Here is a 12,600-nt window from a genome sequence, read left to right on the forward strand (position 1 = left end):
CGGCGCGCCGTGTGACAGGGAGAAGTCAAGTGTACGAAGCCGCACGGATCGATGACGAGATCGTTCATACCAGCGCTTTAGGCGGTTTTCTTGCCGGAGCGGCAATAGGTATTGCCCTTGTCGTAGGGGTGGCGGTGGCAACCGCTACCTGCGGCTTTGGTGTCGCCCTGCTGTGGGGCGTGTTAGCAGGTTTTGGCGGAGCGGGTATTACAGCCATTGGTGAAACCCTTGGGAGAAGTATAAGCACCCCTGCCGGAGGGATTATTTCCGGATCGCCCAATACTTTTATCAATGGTTTGGCGGCAGCACGTGTTGAGGCCGATACAGGCGTCTGTGAAAAACACAGCAAGCCTCCGCAAATTGCCCAAGGCTCAGCCAAGGTTTTCATCAACGGTCTTCCTGCTGCCCGTAAGGGTGATCAACTTACCTGTGGCGCTACGATTAACTCCGGCTCACCCAATGTCAATGTCGGCGCCGAAACCCAGACCTATCTACCTATAGATGACGAAGTACCGGCATGGTTAAGTACCACAGTTGATGTTCTGATGGCGCTAGGTGGCGGTATCGGCAGTCTCGTGAAAATGGCAGCCAAGAATGGCCTGAAAGCTGTCATGCCGTGTGCACTCAAGTTTGCGGCCACTTTTGCCGCTTCCGAGGCGTTTACACGAGCAGTAGCGGCCCCGGTATTAACGCGTGCTTTTGGTGCACTGTTTGGTCACCCAGTTGACGCGGTTAATGGCCGTAAACTACTGCTGGAAGACGGTGAGATCGATTTTGCCCTTCCCGGTCTGCTGCCTATTCATTGGGCACGCTTTTATGCCAGTGACATCGACCATGAAGGTTTGCTCGGGCGCGGCTGGGTATTGCCCTGGGAGCAAAGTCTACGGCGCGAGAAGGATCGTCTGGTTTTAAGGGATAACCAGGGCCGGGAGGTTCCGCTCGAACTGCTAAAGCCCAATGAGCGAGTCTTTTACCCAGCGGAGCAGCTTACCGTTGTCTGTACCGAGGGGGGTCATTACCTGTTGCAGACCCTCGACTGTACGTTTCTCTATTTTGGAGACCTACCAGAGGATGGCACGCCCGCTCCGCTCAAACGTATCGAAGATGCCTATGGTAATTACCTGTCGCTTACCTACCGAGAAGGTCAGCTGACCGATATTCATTCAAAAAGCATGATGCGTGTGCATCTCTGCTACAACGAAGCGGGTAACCGCTTGGTACGTGTAGAGCGCATCGAGGATTGCAAGCCGGTAGAGACCCTTGTTCGCTATCTCTACGATGCGCAGAATCAACTCGTTGGCGTTACTAATCGCAATGGGGTTACCAGTCGGCGCTTTGGCTATGACCAAGGCCTAATGGTCGCGCATGAAAATGCCCTGGGTTTGGTATGTCACTATCGGTGGGGCACATTCCCGGACGGCAGCCTGCGAGTAACAGAGCACTGGACCAGTGACGGTGAGCGCTACAGCTTTAGCTATGATCTGAAGCGTCGCACGACCTATGTTATTGATACGTTAAATCGCAAGGCCATTATTCGTTATGACGACAACCGCCGTGTTACTTTTGGCCAGGACTTTGGCGGTGAGCAATACCACATTACGTTAGATGAGTCGGGCAACATAACGGATGTAACGCTACCTGACAGCAATACGTTAACGTTTGAATACGATAACTTTTCAAGACTAGTCAAAGACACCGACCCTCTGGGGCGCTCTACAAGCTATACTTATCATCTCAATACTGAATTTCTTACCGCACTGACGAAGCCTGATGGCAGTGAACTTGCCTGGAAATACGATAATGCAGGCAGCCTGTTGGCTCAGACGGATGAGCTTGGCGCCATTACTCGCTATCTTAGTGCCGATAATGGCTTAGCCCATACCGTAACGGACGCCTTAGGCAATAACACCTATTACTGGTGGAACGCTCTTGGCCAAGTCACACAGCATCAGGACTGCTCAGGCAACCGCACCCACTATGCCTACGACGAGCACCTACATCTTGCTGCAGTAACCAACGCGCTTGGCCAAACCACCCGACTGCATCGTAAACCCGACGGCGAAGTCCTTCGCGTCGAACATCCTGATGGCAGTACAGAGTTCTATACCTATAACGCGCTTGGGCAGCTACTTACCCATACCGATGCGGATAAGCGTACAACAAGCGTCACTCGTAACGCTCGCGGCCTGCCTATAGAGCGCAAGGACGCCAAAGCCCAGCGCGTCTGTTACCACTATGATCAGGCGCTGCGTCTGGCTGCCCTGGTAAACGAGAACGGGGCAGCCTATCGCTTCGCCTATGACTCAGCTGACCGCCTGGTAGAAGAAGCTCGTATAGACGGCCTGCGCCGTCGCTTCCACTACAACGTAGCTGGTGCACTGGTCCGCATGGATGAGCACACTACTGACCTAGGCCAGACACGCTCCAGCGAATTTGAGCGCGACGCTATAGGTCGTTTACTCAGCAAAATGACCCAGGATGCTCGCCTGGACTACACCTATGACAAGCTGGATCGGGTCTTAGCCATCGAAAGGCAGCCCAGCGAGCAGGGTAAAGCGCTGGGTATACAGCCCGATGCTCTCCGCTTCAGCTACGACAAGGCAGGCCGCCTGGTACAGGAACAGTCAGCCTTAGGCGCACTAGGTTACACCTACGATGCGCTAGGCAACCTCACCCAACTCAGCCTACCGGATGGCCGCACACTCAATCATCTCTATTATGGCAGCGGTCATCTGCACCAACTAAACCTCGACGGCTTGCTGATCAGCGACTTCGAGCGTGACCCTCTACACAGAGAGACCCTGCGCACCCAGGGCAGCCTGACCAGCCGCTTTGGGTACGACAGTTTTGGCCGTAAACGCTGGCAAGCCGCCATTCAACTGCCGCATGAACAGCTCTCGCAACTCAACGAGCAAAAGAACAGCCTGCTTGGCCATCCTGAACATCCCGCCACGCTGATCCATCGACGCTATGAGTACAGCAAGGCAGGCGAACTGTTGCGGCAGGCTGATAAGCACCGCGGCATTACAGATTATAAATACGATGCCATTGGCCAACTGCGCAGCCGCGAACCGCACCACTCGCAGCTCGGTAATGAGGATTTTGGCTACGACCCTGCCGGCAACCTGACTGGCTCTCAGGCCCTGAGCCCGGACAACCGCCTCAAGGCCTGGAAAGACCTGCGCCTCACTTATGATGCGTGGGGCAATGTCAGCGAGCGGCACAGCTCCAATGGCTATCAGCGTTTTATCTACGACTGTGAAAACCGCCTGGTTAGAGCCGAAACCTACCGCGGCCATGACTCGCTCATCCAAGCCACTTACGAATACGACTGCCTGGGCCGCCGCATTACCAAGCACGTCCTAACAGAAGGCAAGACCGAAACCACCCGCTTCCTCTGGCAGGGCCTGCGCCTGCTGCAAGAGCAAAAAGCGGATCTGCATAGCCTGTATATCTACGAACAGGGAGCTCTACCCTACTTTGTCCACCTGTATTCTGAGAAGCCTCTCACGCATCCGTTGGTAAAGGCTTATCTGAGCCAACTTCCTAGCGACAGACGAAAATCATAGTAAGCCCTAAAGGCTTCTTAGGCAGAAATCATTACGCCTCTCACTTATGTCTGCTTGTATCTACGATAGTTTTAGAAAAAGCCGGACAGCCTTTACAGCCCTGCCCGGCTTTTTCCTAGGACATCTGAACGCTAGCGCCCTCAGTATCTATCTAATGCATTACCTTTCGGCCAGCGAGAGCGGACGCGCTACGGACTCAAGCGACTTACGCTCGGCCGCCACGCCCCAGATAGCCTGAATAACCCCAGCACTAATCATGAGACTGGCGCCGATGAGGTAGCCATAGAAGACATTAGAAGCTTCGCCACTCTCGATCAATTGGCCGAATAGTGTTGGGCCGATGATACCGCCGAGCCCTGTACCAAAAGCATAAAACACGGCAATGGCCAACGCACGGATCTCCAATGGGAAGGTTTCGGCAACGGTGAGATAAGCCGAGCTTGCGGCCGCCGAGGCAAAGAAGAAGACCACCATCCAGCAAATGGTTTGTGTCGTGGCGGTAAGCATCCCTTGTTGAAACAGGTATCCCGTAACGACCAGCAGAGCACCGGAGATCACGTACGTGCTGCTGATCATGATTTTCCGACCGACCACATCGAACAAGCGCCCCAGAATCAACGGTCCGCAGAAGTTGCCCAATGCAAAAGGCAGCACATACCAGCCTACATTGGAGCTGGGAACGTCATAAAAATCTGTCAACACCAAAGCGTAGGTAAAGAAGATGGCGTTGTAGAAGAACGCTTGTGCAGTCAATAAGGTCATTCCCACCAGGGCTCGCTGACGGTGCACCACGAACAGGCTTTGGAACACTTCGGTCAAGGGAGTATGGTCGCGCCCTTTCATCCGCAGATGCAATTTAGGATCTACCGGCTCAAGCTTGTATCCCTCTGCCTCAAAGCGCTTTTCAATGTTGTCAACAATACGCTTGGCCTCTTCCGGCTGATTGTGAATCAGCAGCCAACGAGGGCTTTCAGGGATCCACATACGCATGAACAGAATGATGAGCCCTAGGGCAGCTCCGATTCCGAAACACAAACGCCAGCCTAAATCGCCAGGAATCAGATCGGGATCCAGTAGAACGATAGACCCCATAGCTCCAAGCGCAGCGCCTATCCAGAATGACCCATTAATTGTCAAATCAACCCAGCCGCGATAACGGGCCGGCGTGAACTCCTGGATAGTTGAATTAATAGCCGTGTATTCGCCGCCTATACCTGCTCCCGTCAGAAAGCGAAACAGCATGAAACTCCACAGATTCCATGAAAACGCTGTGAGAAAGGTAGCGCCTACGTAAACGAACAACGTAATGAAAAATAGCTTGCGCCGCCCCAGCCGATCAGTCAGCCAACCAAAGAATAACGCGCCCAATACAGCGCCTGCGATATAGATTCCTCCCGCTAAACCAATATCGGAACTGGTCAATTGCAAGGCAGGACTATCACGAAGGGCGCCTGCCACCGAGCCGGCCAGCGTCACCTCCAGCCCGTCCAGAATCCAAGTGATCCCTAGTGCCAATACAAGAAAGGTATGAAACCGCCCCCAGGGAAGTCGATCCAGCCGAGCCGGTAGATTAGTTTCGTAAATATGTTCGTGAAGTTTATTGGAGGATGAAGAGGCTAAATGAGAAGTTGCGGATAAATTTGTTAGCGCCATAACTCATATCCTTTCAGTTTTTTTATAATGATTTCCGCTATAAAGACGATGGCGCTTTATTGGCGGATCCACTGAAATTTGAGAGCTGGGTCATACATCAGTAGTTCAGCTACCAGCCAAGCAACTCATCGCGAAAAATTCGGTCCGAGAGGCGGCCTAAAAGCAGTTGGGCATATAAAAATAGATTTAGCGCACTTGAGCATATAAAAATGAAAATAACCATGAATAGAGTTAGTTCAGCACTTCTGGCATGCCTTGTGCCATTTTCAGCGGAGGCGTTTGAATTCGAGGGATATGGACGTATCGGGATAGGAGGAGCCGACGCCGGAGGGAAACAGTCTTGTTTTCAATTAGCTGGAGCTGCAGCGAAATACCGTCTAGGTAACGAGTGCGAAACTTATTGGGAGCTGGCAGGACATCAAGATCTGTACAAAGGCGCAGACGGCACTTTATGGCAAGTTCACGGCATGGTGAGCCTGTATAACCAGTATGACCAGTCGCTCACCTTCAACGATGAAAACGGCAGTGTTCGTCTCCCTCAGATCTGGACGAGTCTGAAACTTCCACAATTGAATGGTGGTGGCCTTTGGGCCGGCCGGCGTTTCTACAAGCGTCACGACATTCACATCAATGACTTCTATTATTGGAACCCAAGTGGAACTGGCTTCGGTATTGAAGACTATGGCCTGGGCGATACCGGCTTGCGCTTGAGTTACGCCTTTTCCCGGGAAGACAATATCGACCAGGAAGACAAGGCGAATCGGCATGACATCAACCTGGGCGGCATTAAGGCTAACCAGGATGCCGAGATCGAAATTGGCCTTAGCTATATTCAACAGGCCGACCATGTAGAGGGTTCGCATAGTGGCTGGTCAATCTCGGCCGAGCATAAGCAAGTGAACTTCTTTGGCGGCGAAAACCGGTTTACCGTGCAATACGGTGAAGGCCCCGGTAACGCTCTAGGCCAGACTGGAAATCTTTTGAATGACCAGGACTATAAGAGCATCCGGATACTAGAATCCCCTCGTTGGCAGATTACACCTCAGTTTGGCGGTCAATTGCTTGCGCTGGTCCAGCATGACCGGGCTCCAAACAATGGCGACCAGACGTGGTACTCCTTTGGCGTTCGTCCCTCTTATGCCTTTAGTGAGCGCTTCAAGTTCTATGTTGAGCTAGGTCACGATCAGGTAGATCCGGAAGAAGGCGGCACACGCAAGCTGACTAAATTCACCGTCGCACCTACTCTGGCATTGGGCGGAATGGGCTTCATGGATCGCCCAGAAATTCGCCTATACTGGACTTACGCTACGTGGAACCGTGCGGCGCAGGAGAGCGCTGAAGAGGGTACGGCCTTGTCTGATAGTGGCGCCTTTGGCTCCCAGCGACATGGCTCGAACTTTGGCGTACAGTTGGAAACGTGGTGGTAAAAATCTAGGCCTGATAGCCATGCCGCTCATGCGGCATGGCTATAAAAATTCGAAAAAGGATAAGAAAAACGTCTTAACTCCTTCTCTTGCAAAGAGAACTTAGGAGCTATTCTCAGGTCGGTTCTACGAAGCATATTACCGGCCATGCCGTCCGGTCCGACTTGGGAGATCCGTATGAGCCATCTCGCCCGCGAGATGTATAACGAGAATGCCAACGCGCTCGAGACCCTCCTGCTTCAACGATTTCGCCGTATCCGAAGGGTTAGCGAGGCCCTCTGCGCGCCGCTGGAAATCGAAGACTACCTTATTCAGAGCATGCCTGATGTCAGCCCGCCTAAGTGGCATCTGGCTCATGTCACCTGGTTTTTCGAAGCCTTTGTACTCAAGCCCTTCTTGCCCGGCTACCAGACACCCGACCCAGCCTACGATTACTTCTTTAACTCTTACTACGAAACCCATGGAACGCCCTTTCCACGGGCCCAACGCGGCTTGATCTCGCGCCCTACGGTCGCCGATGTCTACCGCTTTCGCGCCTACGTGGACGAGGCGATGGAAGCCCTGCTCATGCACCTGCCTGAGGAGAACGCTGAGGAGATTGTTCGTCGTACTGAGCTGGGCCTCAATCATGAGCAGCAACATCAGGAGTTGCTGCTCATGGACATCAAGCACATTCTGGCCCAAAACCCGCTTCATCCCTGTTATCGCAGCGATTTGGCCACGCCTGCTGCTGCGGTGGCTCCGGTGGCTCCGCTGCGTTGGCATGCTTATCCTGGTGGCGTTTGCCAGATCGGAGCGGACGGTTCAGAGTTCGCCTTCGATTGTGAAACCCCACGGCATCGGGTCTATCTCGAACCCTTCCAACTGGCCAGCCGCCTGGTAACCAACGGCGAGTATCTCGCCTTTATCGAAGACCAGGGTTATGCCCGTAGCAATCTCTGGCTGTCGGATGGGTTCGCGTTACTGCGTAAGAACGGCTGGCAGGCGCCGTTGTACTGGGAAAAAGTCGATGGATCCTGGTATCACATGACGCTATCCGGCCTGCAACCGATCGATGAGCAGGCACCGGTATGCCATGTCAGCTTTTATGAAGCCGAGGCCTACGCTAGTTGGGCAGGCGCCCGCCTGCCGAGCGAGGCAGAGTGGGAACTAGCGGCGGCCCGGCTGCAGCCGACCGGCAACTTCATGGAGAACGATTACCTACGACCCGTGGCTTGCGACATGCTTGCCGACACCTCGCCACAACAGATGTTTGGTGATGTCTGGGAATGGACTGCCAGTGCCTATCGACCCTACCCAGGATTCAAACCCCTACCCGGTAGCCTGGGTGAGTACAACGGCAAGTTCATGTCTAGCCAGATGGTATTGCGTGGCGGCTGTTGCGCCACACCGGCCGACCATATTCGTGCGACCTATCGAAATTTTTTCTATCCCTCCATGCGCTGGCAATTCGCCGGTTTGCGTCTGGCCAAGGAGATTTGAGCATGGCTTTAGCGGTTCGCTTCTATGATCATCATCCCGAGGTTGCCAGCGACTCGATGCTGGACGACGTACTGCATGGCTTTGCTGCCATCCCCAAGGCGATCCCGCCCAAGTATTTCTATGATCAGCGCGGCTCGGAGCTTTTTGAGGCTATTACCCGTACTCCAGAGTATTACCCGACCCGTACGGAAGAGCGCATTCTGGCCGAGGCCGCTAGTGATGTGGCCGCTATCACGGGGCCTGGTACGACATTAGTAGAACTGGGCAGCGGCGCCAGCCGTAAGGTCCGTTTACTGCTGGAGTCGCTGCAACCACATAGTTATTTGGGTATTGATATCTCACGTGACTTTTTACTGGCCAGTACTCATCGTCTGGCAGCAGACTATCCCTGGTTAGATGTGAGTGCACTCTGTACCGATTTCACTCAGCCCATGAGCGTACCGGAAACGTTTAAGGACAAGCGTGTCATAGCCTTTTTCCCAGGATCGAGCATTGGCAATTTCGATCCGAGCGATGCACAAGCCTTCCTACACCACTTACGTGATCTGCTTCCCGCTGGCAGTGGCTTGCTCATTGGTGTGGATCTGATCAAGGACAAGGCCCGTCTAGAAGCAGCCTATAACGATGCCGACGGAATCACCGCTGCCTTCAACCTGAACCTGCTAGAACGAATCAGGCGAGAGATAGACACTGATCTTGACCCCTCTCGCTTTAGTCACTACGCGTTTTATAACGAACAAAAATCCCGTATCGAGATGCATCTTATTAGCCGCCGGGCACAAACAGTACGCATTGGCCAGCAGCGCTTCATGTTCAAGCAAGGCGAAACATTGCATACGGAAAATTCTTACAAATACAGCCTGGAAGGTTTTCGCGCCCTAAGTCAGGGGGCCGGTTTTTCTACAGTTGCCGTCTGGACCGACCCTGCCGCACTGTTTAGCGTGCACTATCTTGAACGCTAAGCACCATGCATTATCTTCATCGGCTGCCCTATTAACGGGGCGCTGATGAAGGCGAATTCCTTTCCGCCACTTCATAGCTAGCTAATCGCCACTCTAGCGCTCTGGCAAACTCTCAGCTATTTGTATAGGTGGCGCACCTAAATATGTGATCTATTAGGTGTCACGATGTATGCATCTACCGTATGGTGTTGACGCAGCAGTAAGTAGCCTTATCTGCAGGACCCTTTTTCTATGAGTAATGGCGCAGCTCTTCCGCATAATGAAATAGAGCGCCTGGTTGCCTTGCGCAGTACGAACTTACTGGACAGCCCCGCTGACCCGGCCTTTGATCATATTGCAGAAATCGCCTCGGAACTGTTCGATGTTCCTATCGCCGTCATTTCGCTGGTAGACAAGAATCGTCAGTGGTTTAAGTCTATTCACGGCCTTGATGCGCAAGAGACGCCACGGGAGTACTCGTTCTGTGCGCATGCAATCCTTAAAGAAGATGTCCTCCAAGTAAAGGATGCGTTACTGGATCCCCGCTTCAAGGATAATCCCCTGGTCACGGGCGAGCCTGGCATCCGATTTTATGCAGGTGTCCCTCTGGTCACTCACGAAGGACTGGCACTAGGTACACTCTGCCTAGTTGATACCCATCCTCGTGCGGAACTCGATTCCTCCCAGCTCCGCTTGCTGACCAAGCTGCGTGATATGCTGATGGAGCGGATCGAAGCCTTGCGCTCCCTCAGCTATGTTGACCCCATTACGCGACTTCCCAACCGCAGCCGTTTGCTTGAAGACGCCGAAGCCATGCGTCGAGAGGCAAACGAGCTTGTGGCAGTATCAGTCGATGTTTTCGATCCTGGCTATCTCAACGACCTGCTCAATGCCCTCGGCCAGGATCACTATGAAGGTTTGATCCGTACCATCCAGGCACGTTTGCAGACCTTATTACCAGACGGCACTCGGTTGTACTGCATCGGTGCTACCCGGTTTGCTTTTCTGGTGCAAAACCAGTCGCCTGCAACCTGTAAAGGCCTACTGAAGAAGGTCGAGCTCGGGCTAACCGGACTCATTGAGTACAATGGCATTCCCATCGAGACGCGTCCCGGCCTAGGCATCATAAATCTTAACTCTGAAGATGAGACGCTTGATTGGCTGCGAGCCCTGATTTGTACTGCAGATGTCGCCCGAGAGATGCGTACAGGAAGCCGCTACTACGACTCAGTCCATGACCGTGCGCAACAGCGCGCTTTCGCCCTGCTCAGTAGCTTGCCTGTGGCCCTGCATAGCGAAGGACAGCTCTCGCTGTTCTTTCAACCGCGTGTAGACCTAAAAACGGGAATCTGCCGCTGTGTGGAATCCCTTTTGCGCTGGGCGCACCCTAAACTGGGCGCTATTGGCCCGACTGAATTCATTCCTCTGGCCGAAAAAACAGCATTGATCCGCTCGATTAGCTACTGGGTCATCGATGCGGTTCTAGAGCAATACGCCCGTTGGAAGGCCGCCGGACATACCTTTTCTGTCTCGATCAATATTTCGTCTCACGATCTGGACGATCCTCATTTCGCCGAACGGGTAGCGGAAAAGCTGGCCTTGCATCGGGTCCCGCCGTCTTGCGTCGAGTTTGAAGTGACCGAAAACTCGCTAATGTGCAATTTCGATAATGCACGCGCACAACTCGATGCCTTGCGTCATCTTGGCGCTTCAATTGCCATTGATGATTTTGGGACTGGTTACAATAATCTTATCTATTTAAGACAGATTCCCACGGATGTGATCAAGATCGATCAGAGCTTTATCCGCGGTCTGCCGGGAGATGACAAGGACGCTTTGATCGTTCGCTCTATGGTAGATCTAGCCCATGCGCTGGGTTACCAGGTCACGGCAGAGGGTGTCGAGACATCTAACGTTCTGGAGGCAGTGTTGGAGTTGGGGTGTGACGAAGGCCAGGGCTATCATATTGCTCTCCCGATGGCTGCCAACGAGCTGGAAACCTGGCTAGAACATGCAGATCGGCATCCGCGTCTGGGCTATGGCAACAGTCCCAGTTCATTTGTCACTAACTAAACTTTCATGTGACGCGCTAATTGCATAGAGCCAAGGCCAGTCGACTGGCCTTGGCTCTATGCGGTCTTGGCACACGAAACGCTACACATAGCGCTTGGCGTCGGTGCCGTTATTCTCCGGCTGGCTTCTTGCGCTTGAGCGGAGCGAAACCATCCTGCCCTGTAACAATTTTGGGCGCTGATGGCCGTTTGGGTCGTGCTGGCGACTTTGTCTTGGCTGCGCTTTTCTTAGTGTTGTCCGGCTTTTTCTTTTTAGTACTCGCAGCTTTTCCAGAGGCCTTGAGCTTCTTAGGCCCCTGATACGTGCCCTTCAGTGGCTGCACAACACGACGTTCGAAGCGCAACTTCAAATACCGCTCGATGCTGGACATCAAGTTCCAATCGTTATGGCATATCAGTGAAATCGCCATGCCTGCCTCTCCGGCACGCCCGGTACGGCCGATACGGTGTACATACTCATCGCCGCTACGGGGCATGTCGAAGTTGATGACCAGATCCATGCCTTCTACATCCAGACCGCGTGCCGCTACATCGGTAGCGACCAGAACGGACACGGCGCCCTGCTTTAGCCGCTCCATAGCCAGCTTGCGGTCCTTTTGATCCTTATCACCGTGTAGAACAAAAACCTTGAGGTTGCTAGCCGTCAGTACACCGCCCAGACGGTCGGCCTGTACGCGGGTATTGGTAAAGACGATAGCCTTACGATACGTCTCATGGGCCAGCAGCCATTGCAGCAAGCGTTCTTTGTGAGCCACATCGTCCGCTGTGATGATTTGCTGAGTAACAGCCTCGTTCAATTCACCCGTACGGTCGAGCATGAGCACTTCAGGCTCATGCAAAACATGTTCAATGACGGTACGCAGGCCGTTACCGCCACTGGTAGCCGAGAACAGTAGAGTCTGGCGAGGCTCGGCGCTGCATGCATCGGCCAGTTTCAAGACATCTTCGGAAAAGCCCATGTCGAGCATTCGGTCCGCCTCGTCCAGCACGAGGATTTCCACGTCGTCCAGTTCCAGGTTACCGGTGTTCAAGTGCTCAATCAGGCGGCCGGGAGTACCAATGACGATTTCTGGATTCTTGCGCAAGGCAGCGGCCTGCTCCTTGAAACCTTCACCACCGGTAATGAGCCCTGCTTTGATAAAGGTGAACTGAGCGAAGCGCTCGACTTCCTTGAGCGTTTGTTGCGCCAGTTCACGCGTTGGCAACAGCATCAATACCCGGGCGCCTGCCTGGGTCTTAGGCTCGGACAGCAGACGGTGCAAAATCGGCAGCACAAACGCTGCCGTCTTGCCACTGCCGGTACGGGCCGTAACGCGCAGGTCGCGCCCATCCAGCGCCGGGCCGATGGCAGCCGCCTGAACCGGTGTGGGCTCGCTGAACTTCAGCGTATCCAGGGCCTTAAGCAAACGCTCGTGCAAGTCGAAATCAGAAAACAAGGACGCTACCTCGAAGAAAAACG

Annotated in this window: 7 protein-coding genes; 5 read left to right on the forward strand and 2 right to left on the reverse strand. The window is 53.7% G+C overall.

The features are described 5' to 3' along the window. The first annotated feature begins 29 nt into the window (after nt 1-29). Nucleotides 30-3,569: a DUF6531 domain-containing protein gene (locus IQ22_RS17850; protein WP_145144503.1), complete on the forward strand. Its 3,540-nt coding sequence runs from the start codon at nt 30-32 to the stop codon at nt 3,567-3,569. Between the two features lie 159 nt (nt 3,570-3,728). Here IQ22_RS17850 and IQ22_RS17855 read toward each other — a convergent pair whose 3' ends face one another. Then, entirely contained in the window at nt 3,729-5,222 is a 1,494-nt protein-coding gene (locus IQ22_RS17855; RefSeq protein ID WP_145144505.1) for an MFS transporter, read from the reverse strand. Nucleotides 5,223-5,431: 209 nt separating this feature from the next. Here IQ22_RS17855 and IQ22_RS17860 point away from each other — a divergent pair, with 209 nt between their 5' ends. From IQ22_RS17860 to IQ22_RS17875, 4 genes are all read left to right on the forward strand, one after another. Then, nucleotides 5,432-6,649, forward strand: coding sequence for a maltoporin (locus tag IQ22_RS17860; RefSeq protein WP_145144507.1), 1,218 nt, complete (start codon nt 5,432-5,434; stop codon nt 6,647-6,649). Between the two features lie 174 nt (nt 6,650-6,823). Further along, entirely contained in the window at nt 6,824-8,128 is a 1,305-nt protein-coding gene (gene egtB, locus IQ22_RS17865; protein WP_145144509.1) for an ergothioneine biosynthesis protein EgtB, read from the forward strand. A 2-nt stretch (nt 8,129-8,130) separates the two neighbouring features. Next, on the forward strand, nt 8,131-9,090 hold the full coding sequence (gene egtD / locus IQ22_RS17870; protein WP_145144511.1) for an L-histidine N(alpha)-methyltransferase: 960 nt from the start codon (nt 8,131-8,133) through the stop codon (nt 9,088-9,090). A gap of 231 nt (nt 9,091-9,321) precedes the next feature. Continuing rightward, a complete protein-coding gene (locus IQ22_RS17875) occupies nt 9,322-11,142 on the forward strand; it encodes a sensor domain-containing phosphodiesterase (RefSeq protein WP_145144513.1) in 1,821 nt (606 codons plus the stop codon). A gap of 109 nt (nt 11,143-11,251) precedes the next feature. Here IQ22_RS17875 and IQ22_RS17880 read toward each other — a convergent pair whose 3' ends face one another. Beyond that, on the reverse strand, nt 11,252-12,577 hold the full coding sequence (locus IQ22_RS17880; protein ID WP_145144515.1) for a DEAD/DEAH box helicase: 1,326 nt from the start codon (nt 12,575-12,577) through the stop codon (nt 11,252-11,254). Between the last annotated feature and the right edge of the window lie 23 nt (nt 12,578-12,600).

Origin of the sequence: Pseudomonas duriflava (assembly GCF_007830155.1) — a bacterium.
GTDB lineage: Bacteria > Pseudomonadota > Gammaproteobacteria > Pseudomonadales > Pseudomonadaceae > Chryseomonas > Chryseomonas duriflava.